Genomic DNA, 17,261 nt, shown 5'->3' with positions numbered 1-17,261 from the left:
CCTGCACAGGCAATCGAAGGAGTCGTGCGGTGAAAATCAGAAGGAAACTGCTACTCGCGCTGGCCGCGTCACTGGTCGCGGCCGGCCTGGTGGCCCCCACGGTCGGGCCCGCGTACGCGGCGTCACTGACCGAGGTGACCAGCTTCGGCGACAACCCGGGCCGGATGCGCATGCACGTCTACGTGCCGGACAACCGCCCTGCCCGGCCGGCGGTCGTGGTGGCAATGCACGGCTGCGGCGGGTCCGGCCCCGGGTTCTACTCCGGAAGCGAGTTCGCCAGCCAGGCCGACCGGTACGGATACATCGTGATCTACCCGTCCGCGACCCAGCAGGCCGGCTTCGGCAACTGCTTCGACACCTGGTCGGACGCCGCCAAGCGGCGTGGTGGGGGCAGCGACCCGGTGTCGATCATCAGCATGATCCGGTACGTGCAACAGCAGTACTCGGCCGACCCGGAGCGGGTCTACGCCACCGGCAGCTCATCCGGCGGCATGATGACAAACCACATGCTGGCCCTCTATCCCGACGTGTTCAAGGCCGGCGCCGCATTCATGGGCGTGCCGTACAACTGCTTCGCCAACGCGGCGGACTACCCGCCCGGCAGCAGCCAGTGCACCGGCGGGAACATGAACCGGACTCCCCAGCAGTGGGGCGACGCGGTGCGCCAGGCGTACCCCGGCTACTCCGGACCCCGGCCGCGGGTGCAGCTGTGGCACGGCACCAGCGACACGCTCGTGCCGTACTCGCTGTTGCAGGAGACGATCGAGCAGTGGACGAACGTGTTCGGCCTGAGCCAGACACCGACCTCCACCGACACGCCCCAGGCCAACTGGAACCGGCGTCGGTACGCCGACTCCAGCGGCACCGTCCAGGTCGAGGCGTACAGCATCCAGGGTGCCGGGCACAGCCTGCCCTCCGGCGGTATGGCCGCCGCCGCCGTGCAGTTCTTCGGCCTGACCAACCCCACCACGCCGCCGCCGACCAACGGCGCCTGTCGGGTGAGCGTCGCCGTCAACGCCTGGAACAACGGCCTGACCGAGAACATCACCATCACCAACACCGGCACCGGTGCCGTCAACGGCTGGTCCCTGGTCTTCACCCTGCCGAGCGGGCAGACCATCACCTCGGGCTGGAACGCCACCTACTCCCCCAACTCCGGGCAGGTGACGGCCCGCAACGTCGCCTACAACGGCGGCATCCCCGCCAACGGCTCGGTGACCATCGGCTTCCAGGCCACCCACAACGGCAACAACGCCCGGCCGTCCTCGTTCACCCTCAACGGCGCGTCCTGCACCATCGCCTAAGACCAGGCTGGCGTCGACGAGACAGTGCGCCGGTCACCACGCAGGTGGTGACCGGCGCACGACCCGTTCCGGCGTCACCGGGTCAGCGGTAGCCGGCGCCCACCACGCTGGCCTGCACCGCGTTCTCGGTCGCGTCGGACGGATAGCCGGCGACCATCGCCCCCTCGTAGAAGGTGCCGGCGCTCAGGTTCGCGCCACCGTCGGGCTTGCAGCAGTCACCGCCACTGCCCAGGATGATCGCGCCCTGCTTCTTCATCGGGCTGTATCCCGGCGGGAGCGAGCCGTCGTAGAGCGTGTAGAGGCTGCCGGACTGGGCGTCGCTACCCTTGATGGCGAACCGGGTCGTGCCGTTGTTCTTCAGCGTCGCGGTGACGAACTTGCTGGTGAACGCGCGCTGGTTCGGGTTCCAGGAGCTGCTGCCGCCCGGGAAGAGACCCCACTCGAGGTCGGCCTGCACCCAGGGCCCGCTGCCGGAGCAGCCGCCGAACCAGCACTGCTTGCTGAAGTTGATGGCGTCCATCGCCCCGGCGGCGTCGGCCTTCCTGGTCGTCTCGCTGTTGCCGTAGTCGAAGCAGCAGCCGCTGTTGACGTGGGTCCCACTGGTCACCATGTACATGCCCTCGGGTGCCGCGCCGGTCGGCACGCCGGTGAGGTGCCCGTCGCGCCAGTAGCTGTTACCGGGGTTGATGTAGAGCGAGTACGCCTTCGCGCCGCCCACGGTCAGCGATTCCGAGGTCGCGATCGCCGGCTTGCTCTGCGGGGAGCCCGGAACGACGCTCGACCCCTGGTACCAGAGGTCGTTGCCGCGCCCGGACTGGTCGAAGACGACCGTGATCACGCAGGTCGTGCCGGAGCAGAACGAGTCCTGCGTAGCAGCGTTGGCGGTGCCACCGGTTCCCGTGAGCCCGATGTTGCGGGTCGTGTTGTCCGACGAGCGTCGGACCTGGTACAGGTTGCCGGCGTACGCCTCGTAGAGCGCCCGCGTGGTGCTGTGCGCTGCGATGCACGGGGTGCCGCCGGAGGCGTAGATGTCGCACGGACGCGCGCCGGTCGGCGGGTTGGTCGGCGGCGGGGTGGTGGTGGTCGGCGAGGCCCACTGCTGGTTGGCGCCGCCGTTACAGGCCCAGAGGATGATTTTGGTGCCGTTCGCGGTGGCGGCGCCGTTGGCGTCGAGGCACAGCCCGGACTGTACGCCGGTGATGGTGCCGTTGCTGTTGACGTTCCACTGTTGGTTGTTCTGGCCGTTGCAGTCCCAGATGATCACCTGGGTGCCGTTGGCGGTGCCGCGGCCGGAGGCGTCCAGGCACTTGTTGCCGTACGCCTGGAGTTGCTTGGTCGACGTCCACGTCCAGGTCTGGCCGGCGCTGCCGTTGCAGTCCCAGAGTTGCGTCTGGGTGCCGTTGGTGGTGCTGGAGTTGGGCACTTCGAGGCAGCGGCCGGACGGCGTACCGACGATCGGGGTGCTCTGCCCCGGCTGGATGGCGGCCGCCATCGGGGCGGCGGCGGCCTCGGCGATCGGTGACGGGGCACCGGGGGTGGCGCCGATGCCGACAAGGACGGCGACGAGAGCACCCGCCAGGGCGCTCAGACGGCGGGCGCGCCGACGCCTCGGGATGAGATCAGGGGCCTTTCCTGGCCCGACGGGGGACGGATTTCGCACGAGGTGGCTCCTCGGAGTCGTGGAAGCGCGGGGGATTGTCGACGCGCCACGGGAGGGGTGGTGGCGATGGCGAATCGATTCGCAGCGAATCGTATGACCTTTATTTAATTCATGTCAATGAATGCGGTAGCGGGGTGGTGCGCTGACCGTTGGGCGGACCGCCAGCGCACCCACCTCCCCCGGGAGGCCTACCGCCCCAGGAGCCGCCACGTCTGGTTCAACGGGCTGCCCTGGTTGACCGCCCTGCAGGTCCACTGGTGGACCAGTGCGCCGGCCGCCGTGGAGACCGCGTTGACATCGACGCACTTGCCACTGTGCCGGGCGACGAGTTGGTAGTCGTGCGAGTCGTTGCCCGAGTAGGTCACCTTGCGCAGAGCGAACTGCTGGTTGGAGCTGTTGAGGCAGGTCCACTGGTGCACCGCCGCGCCGTCGGCGGTGGACACGCCGCTGACGTCGAGGCACTTGCCACTCTGCTGGTTGACCACGGTGTAGGTGTTGGCAACGCCCGCGACCGGGACGAAGTTCCAGAGCTGCTGGTCACCGCCGTCGCAGTAGTTCTGCTGTTGGACGTTGCCGTCGGCGGTGCTCAGACCGGCGTTGTTCAGACACTGCTGCGAGTGTTGGGCCACCGCCACCGACTGGAAGCCACCGTCCGAGGGGGGCAGCAGCGTGACGGTGTACGTGTCGTTCTGGTTGGTGTACGGCAAGGTCACCGTAGCGTTGTTGTTGGACACCCCGACCACGTTGTTCGAGACCGTGACCGGCCCCGCCACCGCGCCGCCACCGTTGTGCGGGATGCGTTGGGTGAGGACCCGGACCTGGCTGTTCTGCACGATGCCGCTGGTGGTGTCCAGACGTTGCAGGTTGACGCTCAGGTTCCCGGTGGTACGGCCACCGCCGACCAGCACCTTCGCCACCCCGGCAGCCTTCGTGGCGTGAGCGTCGTACGACTGGCTGGGGGTCACCGCCACGATCTCCCCGACCTGGGAGGCGTAGTAGCGGTAGTTCCACCACTCCCCCTTGGGCTGGTGCTGGCCGGCCGAGTTACGGATCAACAGGTTGCCGAGGTCGTTGTGCAGGCTGCCGCCGCTGGCCCAGTTCGCCCGCAGGCCGTCGGCCCGGGCCCGCTCCAGGCGCGCGATGTACCAGGCGCCGTCGGCCGGGTTCTGCTCGTCGGGCGCGCCGTACTCGTTGATCTGGTACGGACGTGGGTGGGCGATGCCGCGCGGGTCGAGGGTGGCGTTGGCGGCGGCGACGTTCGCGACCGGATCACCGGGCAGCGAGTGCCAGCTGATGATGTCCGGCACCGTGTTGGTCGAGCGGACGAAGTCCAGGTACTGGTTCCAGAACGTGTGTGTGGTCGACGGTACGCAGGCGCAGCTCGGCCCGACGATGAGCTGACTGGGGAACTCCGCCCGGATGCGCTGGTAGGTCCGCCGCCACAGTTCGAGGTACTGGGAGATCGGCCGGTTCCAGAAGATGGTGATGTTGGGTTCGTTCCAGATGTCCCACTGCACCGACAGGCCGGACGCCCGGACGTCGTTGATCAGGCGGGTCAGGAAGTTGTCGTAGTCGGTCCAGTTGCCGTTGTCACCGGGGAAGCGGGAGATTCCGGCGCCGTCGGCACCCCAGAGGTCGTGCGGCAGGATGATGAACTTCCCGCCGAGTGCAGTGGTCCGACGCGCCTGGGCGAGTGTGGAGTTCCAGCGACGGTCGTAGGTTCCGCCGACCCAGCCACTGCCCGGGAGCTGTGCGCCGCCGGCACGCATGTACTGGAACTTGACGTCCCGGTAGAAGTGGTCGGCCGGACCGCTGGCGTTCTCGGTCATGCCGTAGATCCAGCCGGAGGCGCGGTAGGTCGGCGCACCGTTGGTGGTGGCGAAGTTGACGCTGATCGACTCGTCCGCGGCCTGGGCGGAGGGCGGGACGACGGTGACGGCGGCAGCGGCGGCGAGCAGGCCGACGACGAGTCGGGCCACGAACACGCGGGCTCGTCCTGACCTGCTGCGGGACGGGGTTTTCACGGGCGGCTCCTTGGTGGGGCGCGGGGGACGCTCTCCGGAGGGCAGCACTTGCGAATCGATTCGCACGGATCGTAGGACCGGGAACTGAACCATGTCAATGAAGTGACCACGCGGTGACGTCCTCGTTTCCCAGCGATCCTCCCGGCTCGACCAACTGACCCTTGACCCCCGGGTACGGCCAGACCTATCTTCGGGCGAACCGATTCGTCGAATCGATTCGCCTCATGGTTGGACTGGTCCAACCCGCGACGATCAACCGACACACCCCACCTGACGATCGATTTGAAGTGAGGCACCACATGACCGGACTCAGTCGTCGGCGGCGCCTGGCCGCCGTCGCCGTGATAGCTCTCGCCGCAGTGACGGGCAGCGCCTGCTCGTCGTCCGCCGACGGCCCCGCCGACGGTGGCGCCTACCTCGTCTGGGACCCGTATCCGCAGTTCGCCGACGACTCCGAGTGGGTCGCGCTGCTCAAGAAGTGCGGCACCTCCGCGGGGGTGACGGTCGAGCGGACCGGCTACGACACCACCGACCTCACCAACAAGGCGCTGCTCGCCGCCCAGCAGGGAAACTCACCCGACGTGCTGATCGTGGACAACCCGGTCATCTCAACTCTGGCCGAAGCCGGTGCGCTCACCACCACCGACGACAACAAGCTGGACGTCTCGGCCATGGAGAAGAACCTGCTCGGCGCCGGCCAGAGCGACGGCAAGACCTACGGGGTGCCGATCGGGGCGAACACCCTCGCCCTCTACTACAACAAGGATCTGCTCACCTCGGCCGGCGTCGATCCCGCCGCCGTCAAGGACTGGACCTCACTGACCGCGGCGCTGACCAAGGTCAAGGCCAAGGGGAAGAAGGGCATCACCTTCTCCGCGATCGGCACCGAGGAGGGCAGCTTCCAGTTCCTGCCCTGGTTCTGGGGATCGGGTGCCCAACTGACCAGTCTGGACTCGTCGCAGGCGGTGTCCGCGCTGACGCTCTGGACCGACTGGCTCAAGCAGGGCCACGCCCCGAACTCCGTCATCAACAACACCCAGACCACGAGCTGGCAGGAGTTCGCCACCGGCGACTACGCGTTCGCCGAGAACGGCACCTGGCAGCTGGCCAACGCGGAGAAGCTCGGCTTCTCGTACGGCACGATCGCGATCCCGGCCAGCGCGGGCGGCCCGGCCCCGGCGCCCACCGGCGGTGAGTTCGTCTCCATCCCGGTGCAGAAGAAGACCGGCCGGTACGAGACGTCGCAGAAGCTCGTCACCTGCCTGACGAACGCCGAGAACCTCCTCACCACGGACACCACGCTCTCCTACGTCGCGCCCGTCGCCGCCGTACAGGAGCGACAGGCCACCGCGGACCCCAAGCTCAAGGTCTGGGTGGAGGCGGTCCGGGCAGCCAAGGGCCGCACCGGTGACGACCTCGGCACGAAGTACCCGAAGATCTCCGAAGCGCTGTGGACCGCTGTGCAGTCGGCCCTCAGCGGCGGAAAGTCGCCACAGGAGGCACTGGCCGCCGCGCAGACCGCCGCCACGACCAGGTAAGCGATCCGAACCGACACCATGCCCTCCACGACAGAGACCTCCACCGCCGTACGGGACCAGGGTGGGGCGGCGACCGCCGCCCCGCCCGGGCCTCCCCCGTCCCGTGCCCGCCGACCCAGCCGATGGTGGGCGTGGGGCTTCCTGGCACCCGTGACCATCTACCTGGCTGCCTTCTACGCCTACCCGCTCTACCGCAACGTCGAGTTGAGCCTGCGGGAGTACACCGTCCGCTCGTTCGTGCAGGGCGGGGCACCCTTCGCCGGCCTCGACAACTACCGGACGGTCCTGACCGACCCCGCATTCGGGCCGACGCTGACGCACACAGTGGTCTTCACCGCGACCTCGCTCGCCTTCCAGTTCACCATCGGCATGGCCCTGGCCCTCTTCTTCCACCAGCACTTCCCGCTGTCGCGCACGCTGCGGGCGCTGATTCTCGTACCGTGGCTGCTGCCGCTGATCGTCTCGGCGTCGACCTGGTCGTGGCTTCTCAACAGCGACTCGGGGCTGGTCAACGCGGCGCTGGGCGTCGTCGGGATCGACCCGGTCAACTGGCTCACCTCGCCGGGCTGGTCACTCACCTCGGTGATCATCGCGAACGTCTGGATCGGCATCCCGTTCAACCTGGTGGTGCTCTACAGCGGCCTACAGGCGATCCCGACCGAGATGTACGAGGCGTCCGCGCTCGACGGTGCGACGGGGTGGCAACGGTTCTGGGGGATCACCTTCCCGTTGCTGCGTCCCGTCTCCCTGATCACGCTGCTGCTGGGGCTGATCTACACGCTGAAGGTCTTCGACATCATCTGGATCATGACGAAGGGCGGCCCGACCGGCTCCTCGGCAACGCTCGCCACCTGGTCGTACCGGCTCGGCTTCGGCAACCTGCTGCCCGAGTTCGGCCCGGGCGCGGCCATCGGGAACCTGCTCATCGTGCTGGCTCTGATCGCCGGCCTCGTCTACATCCGGATCGAGCGGAGGCAGCAGCTGCGATGACCACCTCGACGCCTCGGGCCTGGTGGAAGACCGGCGTCGGCCTGGTGCTGACCGGGCTGATGCTCTTCCCCGTCTACTGGATGATCAATGTTTCCTTCACCCGGGACCAGGACATGCGGGCCAGTCCCCCGCACCTGTTCCCCACCAACGGCACCCTGGACGGCTACCGGGCGGTGCTCGACCAACAACTGCCGTACCTCGGCACCAGCTTCCTGGTCGGCCTCGGCACTGTGGCGCTGACCGTGGCGCTGGCCGCGCCCGCCGGTTACGCGCTGGCGAAGCTCCGGCCACCCGGCGGCCCGGCGCTGAGCTTCCTGCTGCTGATCGCGCAGATGATCCCGGGGATCATCATGGCGATGGGCTTCTACGCCATCTACCTCACCCTCGGCGTCCTCAACACGCTGCCCGGCCTGATCCTGGCCGACACCACACTCGCAGTGCCGTTCGCTGTCCTGATCTTCACGGCCTTCATGTCCGGCATCCCCGAGGAACTGCTCCAGGCCGCCGTGGTCGACGGCGCCAGTCGGCTACGGACCTTCTGGTCGGTCGTGCTGCCGGTCAGCCGCAACTCGATCGTCACGGTGTCGCTCTTTGCGTTCCTGTGGTCCTGGTCGGACTTCATCTTCGCCTCGACCCTGGCCGGCGGCGGCGACCACCAGCCGATCACCCTCGGCATCTACCACTACATCGGCAACAACAACCAGCAGTGGAACGCCATCATGGCCACCGCCGTCGTCGCCTCGATCCCCGCCGCCGCGCTGCTGATCCTGGCCCAGCGGTACGTCTCGATGGGCGTGACCGCCGGCGCCGTCAAGGACTGACCATCCGCGGCGGTCGAGGACTGACCACCCGCACCACAGAAAGGCACCCGCCACCCATGACCGTCGCCCCGTCCGGTCCGGAGTTCGGAATCCAGGACATCCCCTTCAGCTACCGCGGATCCTGGTTCAACATCTCCCCGGTGGTAGCCGAGAAGACGTACGCCGACGACCTGCACCTGGTCTCCCACCAGACCGGGCTGCACCCAGTACTGCGGCTCACCCCAACGGTCGCCGGCACCACCGTCGTCGCCACGCCCGCGCTGCTGACCTGGCGCAACGGGGCCGACCGAATCGAGGCCGTCTACGACGGGCCGGACACCCTGCGGATCCGGGGCCACCGGCTCGGCCTGCGGGTGGCCGCGGCCGCGCACACCCTCACCCCGTTCAGCGGGACCTACCTGTACGCCGATCCGGTCGACGGATCACACGTGTTCACCTCGTACGAGACCGGTCGCCGCTACCGCATCACGGTGCTCTCCGGCGCTCTGCCGCGGACCGACGGCGCGCAGGCGCTCGGCACCGCCGACCGTTCCCTGTACCTTCCCGGCGACCAGCCCTGGGAGATCGCGATCGAGGAGTACGCCACCGCCCGCCGCCCGTACGTCGGAGCCGTCGCCTTCGAGCAGTTGCGCCGCGACCGGTTCGCGGAGTTCACGGCGTTCGTCGACGCGATCGCGCCCTGGCGCGGCCCGGAGACCCCGGCCGCCGAGCTGGCCGCGTACGTCCTGTGGTCGGCCACGGTCGCCCCGGCCGGCTTCGTCACCCGGCCGGCCGTCCTGATGTCCAAGCACTGGATGGACAAGGTGTGGAGCTGGGACCACTGCTTCAACGCGATCGCCCTGGCGGCCGGCGACCCGGAGCTGGCCTGGCACCAGTTCCAGCTGCCCTTCGACCACCAGGACGAGACCGGCGCCCTCCCCGACTCGGTCACCCACTCGGAGGTCCTGCACAACTACGTCAAGCCCCCCATCCACGGCTGGGCCCTCCGTCACCTGCGCCGACGCCTTCCCCAGCCGCCGAGCCGGCTGGCGCTGGCGCAGACGTACGACCGGCTCGCCCGCTGGACCGAGTTCTGGCTGGACGCGCGGCGGGCCCCCGGCCACGACCTGCCGCACTATCAGCACGGCAACGACAGCGGTTGGGACAACGCCACCACCTTCGACGAGAACCGGGTCCTGGAGACGGCCGACCTCGCCGCGTTCCTGGTCGCGCAGCTTCGCTGCCTCGCCGACCTCGCCACCGAGCTGGGTGAGCCCGCCGACCGCTGGTGGCAGGAGGCCGACCGGATCCACGGGGCCATGCTGCGCGACCTGTGGGACGGCGAACGCTTCACCGCCCGTGACCCCCGCACCGGGCACCGACGAAGGAGCCGCAGCCTGCTCGACCTGATGCCCGTCGCACTCGGGGCCGACCTCCCGGCCCCGGTCGCCGCCGCACTGGCGCGCGGCGTCGAAACCCACCTGACCACGCACGGTCTGGCCACCGAGCCGACGGACTCGGCCCACTACCTCGCCGACGGCTACTGGCGGGGCCCGATCTGGGCGCCCTCCACCGTCCTCGTCGAGGACGGCCTGCGCCGGGCCGGGCAGACCAGGATCGCCGACGACATCAGTCGGCGGTTCCTCGCGCTGTGCGAGAAGTCCGGCTTCGCGGAGAACTTCGACGCCGAGACCGGCACCGGGCTGCGGGACCGCGCCTACACCTGGACCGCCAGCAGCTATCTCATCCTCGCCGCCGCCCAGGAGGAGCGGCGGGTCAGGGGCGGGTAGCCGGTCGGATCAGCAGCCCCGGACCGGGCCGGTGCTGGAACGCAACGAGATGGGCGGGCTGTACAGGCGGTGTCGTGGCACGGCGCCGGGAGCCGCGATGATCTCCAGAAGCAGCGACACCGCCTCGGCGCCCATCTCGACCATCGGCACGTCGGCGGCGGTCAGCGGCGGGCGGAAATCCTCCGCCCAGTGCTGCGCGGCGACTCCGGTGACGGAGAAGTCGCGTGGCACGGACAACCCGGCGCCGGTCAACGCGCGCTGCATTCCGGGCAGTGCGGCCTCGTTGATGGTGGCCACCGCCGTGACCTCCGGGTGCGTCGCGAGCAGTTGCTCCATACACGCCTCGCCGGAGGCGGTGTCGTCGCCGCTGCACACCTCCACGCCGGTCAACCCCCGCTCCACGGCCGCCGCACGAAAGCCGGTCAGCGCGCGATGGCTGGGGCCGTACCCGGCGGCCACCAACTCGGCGGACCGGTTCACGAGTGCCACGTGCCGGTGCCCCAGGTCGGCCAGGTGCTGCACGCACCGGGCGATCAGCCCGGCGTAGTCGATGTCGATCCAGCTCATCCCGTGCGGCTCGGCGGTCCGGCCGATGGTGACGAACGGCAGCCCGGCCTTGGTCAGACGGGTCACCCGGTCGTCCGCCAACCGGATCTCCATGAGGACCACGCCGTCCACCCGACGTCCGGTGACGATCCGCTCGAACGACCGGTCATGGTCGCCACCGGAGGGGGACAGCAGCACGTCGAGGTCGTGGCGGGCGGCGGCCTCGACGACGCTGGCGACGAAGCCCAGCTGCATGTCGGTCAACCGCTGACTCGCGGGCGGGATGACCAGCCCGAGGGTGCGGGTGCGCCCCTCCTTGAGAGCACGGGCGCTGGCGTTCGGCCGGTAGTCCAACTCGTCGATGACCGACTGGATCCGTTGCCGGGTCGCCTCCGACACGCTGCGTTTTCCGCTGAGCACGTAGGAGACGGTGCTGCGGGACACCCCCGCCCGGCGGGCGATTTCCCCGATATTCATCAGTCGCCCTCGAATCGATTTTTGCCCCGACACGGGGACGCACCTTGCTCTGCCGACCAGCATATCTGTCCTCAGGCTCATCGATCGATGACCAACGCGTGCCAACTAGCGCTAATCGATGGACGACCATTAATGTCACAGGTATGACGTGTGACGTCAATGTCGCCGCACCCACCTCCATCACGCACCCGAAAGGATCCGATGAAAGTGAAGAGAAAACTGGGTCGCCTGATGGCCGCCGCCGGGACCCTGTTCGTCCTCGTCGTCGGCGCTGGCGCCTACGTGGTCTCGGACGCGCCGGGCATCGCCCACGCCGCCGGCACGGGCCCGTGTGACATCTACGCCTCCGGCGGCACGCCGTGCGTGGCCGCCCACAGCACCACCCGCGCGCTGTACGGCGCCTACAACGGCCCGCTCTACCAGGTCCGACGATCGTCGGACAACACCACCCGCGACGTCGGCGTGCTCAGCGAGGGCGGCGGCTACGCCAACGCCGCCACCCAGGACACGTTCTGCGTCAACACCACCTGCGTCATCACGATCATCTACGACCAGTCCGGCCGTAACAACCGCCTCACGCAGGCACCCCCCGGCGGCTTCGCCGGGCCCGCCCCTGGCGGATGGGACAACCTCGCCGACGCGAAGGCGGCACCGGTCACGGTCGGCGGCCAGAAGGCGTACGGCGTCTACATCGCCCCCGGCACCGGCTACCGCAACAACAACACCAACGGTGTCGCGACCGGCGACCAGCCCGAGGGCATCTACGCGGTCGTCGACGGCACGCACTACAACCAGTGGTGCTGCTTCGACTACGGCAACGCGCAGACCAACAATCTCGCCGACGAACGCGCCATCATGGAGACCGTCTACTTCGGCGCCAACAAGCAGTGGGGCTACGGGGCAGGAGCCGGCCCCTGGATCATGGCCGATCTGGAGTGGGGGCTGTTCTCCGGAGTCAACGCGGGCTACAACAACATCGCGTCGATCAACCACCGCTTCGTCACCGCCATGGTCAAGGGCGAGCCGAACCACTGGGCGATCCGGGGCGGCAACGCCCAGTCGGGCAGCCTGACGACCTATTTCGACGGGCCACGCCCCAACGGCTACCACCCGATGAAGAAGGAAGGCGCCATCCTGCTCGGCATCGGCGGTGACAACAGCATCACCGGTCGCGGCACCTTCTTCGAGGGTGTGTTGACGTCCGGCTACCCGACGGCCGCCACCGAGAACGCCGTCCAGGCCAACATCAACGCCGCCGCCTACGCGCCGGCCGGCGGCAGCAACCCGCAACAGAACGTCCAGGTCGTGGGCGCCCAGTCCAGCCGCTGCATCGACGTACCGAACGGCAGCACCACCAACGGCACCCAGGTCCAGCTCTGGGACTGCCACGGCGGCACCAACCAACAGTGGAACCTCAACTCCAACGGCACCCTCACCGGCGTCCAATCGGGGCTCTGCCTCGACGCCAACGGCGCCGGCACCGCCAACGGCACCAAGCTCATCCTCTGGGCCTGCAACGGCGGCACCAACCAGCGGTGGTCCACCCGCAGCTGACCACCCCACGATCGGTCGGTCGTGCCGACCCCACGAGCTTCCCGGGGGCGGCACGACCGGCGGCCTCTCGCACCGATCACGGCCCCGCCGTGTCAACGCGGACATCCTTGCTATATATATCGTGATGCGATATATATAGCGCATGGACATCAGCGAGCAGACGTTCCTGATCCTCTCCGCCCTCGCCGACCAACCTCGGCACGGCTACGCCGTGGTGACGGAGGTCGACGAAATGACCGGCGGCAGGATCCGGTTACGCGCCGGCACCCTCTACGGGGCCCTCGACCGCCTCGTCACCCAAGGGCTCATCGCCCCCGACCACGACGAGGTGGAGAAGGGCCGGCTGCGCCGTTTCTACAAACTGACCGACGCGGGGGCAGACGCCATCCGCGCTGAAAGCCAGCGGATGGCCGCCGCGGTCCGGCTCGCCGAGGAGCGCCTCAACAAGCGTGCCGCCCGCAACGCCCCGCGCCTCGGGGCCATCTGATGGGCCCGGGCATGAGCCCTCTGGAACGACGATATCGACGGCTGCTGCGCCTGCTGCCAGCCACGCACCGCACCGCCCGCGGCGAGGAACTGCTCGGGCTGCTGCTGGACCTCGACCACGGCCGCCGACACCCGAGCCCGCACGAGGCGCTGAACATCATCGCCCTGGCGATCAGGCTGCGACTCACCACGCCCGTCACCAGCACGGCCCTCACCACCGGACTCAGTGCCCTGCTCGTCGCCGCCGGCACCCGGCCCGCCGGTGACACCCTGGACCTGTTCACCGGCGCTGTCCTCGCCACCGACATGCCGGCCGTCATCTCCAGTTGGCCGCAGATAGTCGCTCTCGGCCTGCTGCCCCTCGCACCGCTGATCGCCTGGCTGTGCGGCGCGAACCGGACAGCCCTCACCCTGCAAGCCATGTTCCTGACGGTCACCGTTGGTTGGTTCGTCATCGACGTGCTCAACGGCACCGCCATGGGCACCAACCCCGGCCAACAACTCCTCACGTACGCCGTACCGGTCTCGACCCTCGTCCTGCTCGCGATCGCCGCCCGCGAGCGGTGGACCGCGCCCCGGCCGCGCCTGTTCTGGTGGGCCCTCGTCCCGCTCGGCGTCCTCGCCTGGAAAGGCACCGGTGAGTGGGGACGCCACGGCGTCTACGTTCTCGACGCCGTGCCGGCGGTCATTGGAATCCTCGCTGCCGCCACCGCCGCTGTCGCCGCCGCCTTCGCGGTCCGCCGCCACCGGCCCGCCGTGATCGTCGGCGTCGGACTCACCGGCTTCCTGGCCGGATGGCTCATCCCCGACCCGCTGCTCGTCAACACGGCGATGCAGCACTTCGACGGTCAGCCGCTACCCCTGGCGATCCTCATCACGGTGATCGCGGCCGCCGTTACCGGCATCAGGCACCTCGCCCGTCGCCGCATCCCGAAAAGAGCGGTCCCTGTCAACGTCAACCGATGAGCCCGTGATGCGCTGAACACCAGCTTCGGGTCGGACGAGCGGCAGCCGCAGCAGGGCACCATCCGCTGCGGTCGCCAGATCGCGCTGCATCACCGTCGCCACCTCGCTCAGATCGTCGTTCAGCTGGTGATCGCGACCGGGGAGCAGGTGCAGGTGCGCCTGCGGGATGACTGCGGCGTACCGATCTGCGTGTGACGGTGGCGCCGTGTCGTCCTGGAGGCCGTGGAACACATGCACCGGCACTCCGGGCGGCAGTCTTGCGCCCAGATCGGGCGGCAGTTCGAACTCCTCACCGGCCCAGCCGCCAGCACCGACGAAGGGTGCGGCGATCAGCACGATCGCACCGAGCGCCCGCTCCGGTGGCCGTTCGCCGAGCGTGTGGACGAGGAGCGTCCCGCCCACCGAGTGACCCAGGACGACAGCGCCGTCGTCCAGCGCCGCGATCTCCCGCCGAATGGCTACGCCCCAGGTGGCGTAGCCCGGGTCGGCTTCGTCGGGCATCCGCGGGTAGTGGACCTCGAACCCGTCCCCGAGCTCACGGCGCAAGCTGTCGACCAGCCTGTTGTCCCATTCGTCGTATACGCCGGCACCGGCACCCTGGATGAACAGGATCTGCGGGGCTCGTTCAATCGCCACGCTGGTGTGTGCCCGGCGCGCGGGTGCCACAAACGGGCGATCGCCCGCCACCCGGGCCGGGTAGGTTTCGGGGCTGGGCGAATGGCGGGGGTCGGATGGTCAAGGGTTGGCACGGCTGGTTCGGTACGTTCAACGGCGTCGTCCTGATCACGGTCATCGTCCTGCCGTTGGCCGTGCTGGCGGTGTGGGCCCTGGCCCGCCGCCGACGCGCCGCCGGCACCACGTCGGCATGGCGCACGTCGCTGGCCGATGTCGGCATCGTCTACGGCACGATCCCCTGGGTATGGATGATCATGCTGCCGGGTGACCAGGCCGGCGCAGTCCCCGGCCGGGTGACAGTGGTGCCGCTGCGCGACCTGTTCACGATCTTCTCCGACGGGGGGCCGCTGACGGCGACGGTCCAGGTCGTCGGCAACCTGCTGGTCTTCGCGGCCCTGGGGTTCTTCGCCCCGCTGCGGTTCCCGGCGCTGGCATCGGTGCCGCGCGTCCTGGCTCTCGCGGCCGGCTGCTCGGTCCTGGTGGAGACCGCCCAGTACGTCCTGCGGCTGGACCGGGTGTCGTCGGTGGACGATGTCCTGCTCAACGCCGCCGGCGCCGGGCTGGCGGCGCTGGCGTCCCGCCGCTGGTGGCGCGACACACCCGACACGCCCACAGATCGTCGACCTCAGCCGGCCCCGGCAGCGGGATGCTGAGCGTCGGAGCTGGGAGCTAACATCCGCTGGTGATCGAGGATTTGATCAGGAGAGCGGCGGACGAGGACGACGACGCGATCGAGGAGCTGGGCGAGATCGCCGCCGCCGATCCGCAGAGACTGTCGCCGTACCACGGGGCCCTGCTCGACCTCGATCTGCTGTGGCCGGCGACGTTGTACCGGGCGGCGGGCGCCGACGTGGTCGGCCGGGTCATCGAGCAGGTCGACGGCGGGCGGACGCCGGACCGACTCAACCATCTGCTCCTCATCCTGGCCCACAGCGCTCACCCGCTCGCCGAGGACGCCCTGCGTCGCTGGTCGACGCACCCGCCAGCCGGTGCTGACGACCTGCACGTGGGGGTGCTGAGCTACGCGGCCGAGGGCGGTTGGACGATCGGCCCGGACGGCAACCGACGGGACCTGTGCGCTGACGTCGCGCACCGGTGGGTCATGCGGGACGCGCCAGCGTCCGCGGACCGATCCGCCTGCCCCTGGTGCGCGTCCCCGCTCTGGGTCGCCGCCGACCTCGACACCACCGACCCCGCCATCGGCGCCGCGCTGGCCCACACCGGCTGGTCCGGCCGCCTGGTCGTCGAGACCTGCCACTTCTGCGCCTGCTACACGACGCTGTACAGCCGGGTCACGCCGGCCGGTGCCACCACCTGGTGGGCCGACAACACCCGGCCGAGCTACCTGGGCGGCGATACCGGACCGGAGGACCCGCCGACCCTGCTCCCGGTTGCGGGGCCGGCCCTGGCAAGCCCGTACCAGGCCAGTGCCTGGAACCAGGGCGGCTCCACCCTGGGCGGCCGACCGGACTGGATCCAGGACGCCGAGCACGCCGACTGCCCCGGGTGCGGGGAGCCGATGGACTACGTGGGCCTGATCGGCGGCGCGGACTTGGACGAGTTCGGCGAGGGCGCCTACTACCTGCACCTGCACCAGCCCTGTGGGTTCGCCGCGGTCAACTACCAACAGAGCTGACAGTCGATCAGGTGGACGGCTCTGCCAGCCGCTCCAGCCGCGCCAGACCATCCCAGCCGCGCTCGCGCATCAGATCCAGCAGTCGCTGCACCCGCGAGTCCGACTCGACGGCCAACGCGTCCAGAAGGTCGAACGGTAGATCGTCCTGCGCCACCTCACCGAGGTCGATCTCACCAGAGCGGTATGCCTGCTCGGCGAGGCTCGCCAGGATGTCGGCGGCCTCCACCAGAAGCGCGTCGTCGCCGGTGTCGCTCTCGAAGATCTCCGACAGGATCCGGTAGAGCCGAACGAGCTGCGGGTCGTCGAGCTGCGCGATCTTGCCGGGCATCCATTCGCGGACGCGATCGGGCCAGCGAGCCGACATCAGGATCCAGCTGTCTCGCTCACCCGCCACCACCCGCTCGGAGACGCCGATGTCCCGGAGCCGGTCGAGGTAGGTGATCACCTCTGGTGCGAGCGCCAGCCGATCCCCGGCGGCGAGTTGCGCGATCTGCTTCCGGCTGGCCTCCAGTCGTGCGATCTCGTCGCCCAGTTGCCTGTCGATCTCCTCGACCGCGGCCGCGAAGGTCGACGCGTCGGCCTCCAGCATCTGACCGATCTGGGACAGCGGCACGCCGGCGTTGGCGAGAATCCGGATCCGGATGAGGGACACCACCGCCCCCGCGCTGTACCGCCGGTAACCCGAGGCGTCCCGCTCGGGCTCCGGCAGCAGGCCGATCTGGTGGTAGTGCCGTACCGCCCGCACCGTGACGCCGGCGTACGCCGCGAGTTGACTGATCGTCAGCATGCCCTGATCCTGCCCCTCAAGTCGCTCG

The 17,261-nt window shown here is 69.3% G+C and carries 15 protein-coding genes; 10 read left to right on the top strand and 5 right to left on the bottom strand.

The window, feature by feature from the left end; translation table 11 throughout:
• Window positions 1-29 precede the first annotated feature (29 nt).
• Entirely contained in the window at window positions 30-1,304 is a 1,275-nt protein-coding gene (locus DLJ58_RS27640) for an extracellular catalytic domain type 1 short-chain-length polyhydroxyalkanoate depolymerase (RefSeq protein ID WP_167493744.1), read from the top strand.
• An 82-nt stretch (window positions 1,305-1,386) separates the two neighbouring features.
• Here DLJ58_RS27640 and DLJ58_RS27635 read toward each other — a convergent pair whose 3' ends face one another.
• Both DLJ58_RS27635 and DLJ58_RS27630 read right to left on the bottom strand, forming a co-directional pair.
• Window positions 1,387-2,964 (bottom strand): arabinofuranosidase catalytic domain-containing protein, encoded by a 1,578-nt coding sequence (locus DLJ58_RS27635; RefSeq protein WP_208741359.1) that lies wholly within the window; start codon window positions 2,962-2,964, stop codon window positions 1,387-1,389.
• Between the two features lie 188 nt (window positions 2,965-3,152).
• Window positions 3,153-4,988, bottom strand: coding sequence for an RICIN domain-containing protein (locus DLJ58_RS27630; protein WP_124860604.1), 1,836 nt, complete (start codon window positions 4,986-4,988; stop codon window positions 3,153-3,155).
• 299 nt (window positions 4,989-5,287) lie between these two features.
• On the opposite strand from DLJ58_RS27630, the gene DLJ58_RS27625 reads away from it, so the two are divergent.
• Genes DLJ58_RS27625 through DLJ58_RS27610 form a run of 4 tightly spaced genes read left to right on the top strand, consistent with a single transcriptional unit; the run spans window position 5,288 to window position 10,106 of the window.
• The gene (locus DLJ58_RS27625) at window positions 5,288-6,526 is read left to right on the top strand and encodes a sugar ABC transporter substrate-binding protein (protein WP_124860602.1); all 1,239 of its coding nucleotides are present in this window, start codon (window positions 5,288-5,290) and stop codon (window positions 6,524-6,526) included.
• Between the two features lie 18 nt (window positions 6,527-6,544).
• On the top strand, window positions 6,545-7,516 hold the full coding sequence (locus tag DLJ58_RS27620; protein ID WP_124860600.1) for a carbohydrate ABC transporter permease: 972 nt from the start codon (window positions 6,545-6,547) through the stop codon (window positions 7,514-7,516).
• Window positions 7,513-8,337, top strand: coding sequence for a carbohydrate ABC transporter permease (locus DLJ58_RS27615; protein ID WP_124860598.1), 825 nt, complete (start codon window positions 7,513-7,515; stop codon window positions 8,335-8,337). Before DLJ58_RS27620 ends, DLJ58_RS27615 begins: the two co-directional genes overlap by 4 nt.
• Window positions 8,338-8,393: 56 nt before the next feature.
• Window positions 8,394-10,106, top strand: coding sequence for an amylo-alpha-1,6-glucosidase (locus DLJ58_RS27610; RefSeq protein ID WP_124860596.1), 1,713 nt, complete (start codon window positions 8,394-8,396; stop codon window positions 10,104-10,106).
• A gap of 9 nt (window positions 10,107-10,115) precedes the next feature.
• Here DLJ58_RS27610 and DLJ58_RS27605 read toward each other — a convergent pair whose 3' ends face one another.
• Window positions 10,116-11,129, bottom strand: a complete 1,014-nt coding sequence (locus tag DLJ58_RS27605) for a LacI family DNA-binding transcriptional regulator (protein ID WP_124860594.1) — start codon at window positions 11,127-11,129, stop codon at window positions 10,116-10,118.
• Between the two features lie 201 nt (window positions 11,130-11,330).
• On the opposite strand from DLJ58_RS27605, the gene DLJ58_RS27600 reads away from it, so the two are divergent.
• From DLJ58_RS27600 to DLJ58_RS27590, 3 genes are all read left to right on the top strand, one after another.
• Window positions 11,331-12,683, top strand: a complete 1,353-nt coding sequence (locus DLJ58_RS27600; RefSeq protein WP_124860592.1) for an arabinofuranosidase catalytic domain-containing protein — start codon at window positions 11,331-11,333, stop codon at window positions 12,681-12,683.
• 142 nt (window positions 12,684-12,825) lie between these two features.
• Window positions 12,826-13,170, top strand: a complete 345-nt coding sequence (locus DLJ58_RS27595; RefSeq protein WP_124860590.1) for a PadR family transcriptional regulator — start codon at window positions 12,826-12,828, stop codon at window positions 13,168-13,170.
• 11 nt (window positions 13,171-13,181) lie between these two features.
• Window positions 13,182-14,135, top strand: coding sequence for a hypothetical protein (locus tag DLJ58_RS27590; RefSeq protein WP_124860588.1), 954 nt, complete (start codon window positions 13,182-13,184; stop codon window positions 14,133-14,135).
• Here the strand turns inward: DLJ58_RS27590 and DLJ58_RS27585 are convergent.
• Window positions 14,025-14,822, bottom strand: a complete 798-nt coding sequence (locus DLJ58_RS27585; RefSeq protein ID WP_244219152.1) for an alpha/beta fold hydrolase — start codon at window positions 14,820-14,822, stop codon at window positions 14,025-14,027. The genes DLJ58_RS27590 and DLJ58_RS27585 overlap by 111 nt on opposite strands.
• 44 nt (window positions 14,823-14,866) lie before the next feature.
• On the opposite strand from DLJ58_RS27585, the gene DLJ58_RS27580 reads away from it, so the two are divergent.
• Together DLJ58_RS27580 and DLJ58_RS27575 are read left to right on the top strand one after the other, a co-directional pair.
• Window positions 14,867-15,463, top strand: coding sequence for a VanZ family protein (locus DLJ58_RS27580; RefSeq protein ID WP_124860586.1), 597 nt, complete (start codon window positions 14,867-14,869; stop codon window positions 15,461-15,463).
• A gap of 29 nt (window positions 15,464-15,492) precedes the next feature.
• Window positions 15,493-16,446, top strand: a complete 954-nt coding sequence (locus DLJ58_RS27575) for a hypothetical protein (RefSeq protein ID WP_124860584.1) — start codon at window positions 15,493-15,495, stop codon at window positions 16,444-16,446.
• 7 nt (window positions 16,447-16,453) lie between these two features.
• Here DLJ58_RS27575 and DLJ58_RS27570 read toward each other — a convergent pair whose 3' ends face one another.
• Window positions 16,454-17,233 (bottom strand): MerR family transcriptional regulator, encoded by a 780-nt coding sequence (locus DLJ58_RS27570; protein ID WP_124860582.1) that lies wholly within the window; start codon window positions 17,231-17,233, stop codon window positions 16,454-16,456.
• Window positions 17,234-17,261: the final 28 nt, after the last annotated feature.

Origin of the sequence: Micromonospora arida (assembly GCF_003857035.1) — a bacterium.
GTDB classification, from domain to species: domain Bacteria; phylum Actinomycetota; class Actinomycetes; order Mycobacteriales; family Micromonosporaceae; genus Micromonospora; species Micromonospora arida.
Note: the sequence above shows the minus strand (reverse complement) of the source record. Positions and strands in the feature narration are given on the sequence as shown.

Coding starts and splice junctions, on each gene's coding strand:
- DLJ58_RS27625 (WP_124860602.1), top strand. CDS start 5,288: ATGACCGGACTCAGTCGTCGGCGGCGCCTGGCCGCCGTCGCCGTGATA.
- DLJ58_RS27620 (WP_124860600.1), top strand. CDS start 6,545: ATGCCCTCCACGACAGAGACCTCCACCGCCGTACGGGACCAGGGTGGG.
- DLJ58_RS27615 (WP_124860598.1), top strand. CDS start 7,513: ATGACCACCTCGACGCCTCGGGCCTGGTGGAAGACCGGCGTCGGCCTG.
- DLJ58_RS27610 (WP_124860596.1), top strand. CDS start 8,394: ATGACCGTCGCCCCGTCCGGTCCGGAGTTCGGAATCCAGGACATCCCC.
- DLJ58_RS27605 (WP_124860594.1), bottom strand. CDS start 11,129: ATGAATATCGGGGAAATCGCCCGCCGGGCGGGGGTGTCCCGCAGCACC.
- DLJ58_RS27600 (WP_124860592.1), top strand. CDS start 11,331: ATGAAAGTGAAGAGAAAACTGGGTCGCCTGATGGCCGCCGCCGGGACC.
- DLJ58_RS27595 (WP_124860590.1), top strand. CDS start 12,826: ATGGACATCAGCGAGCAGACGTTCCTGATCCTCTCCGCCCTCGCCGAC.
- DLJ58_RS27590 (WP_124860588.1), top strand. CDS start 13,182: ATGAGCCCTCTGGAACGACGATATCGACGGCTGCTGCGCCTGCTGCCA.
- DLJ58_RS27580 (WP_124860586.1), top strand. CDS start 14,867: ATGGTCAAGGGTTGGCACGGCTGGTTCGGTACGTTCAACGGCGTCGTC.
- DLJ58_RS27570 (WP_124860582.1), bottom strand. CDS start 17,233: ATGCTGACGATCAGTCAACTCGCGGCGTACGCCGGCGTCACGGTGCGG.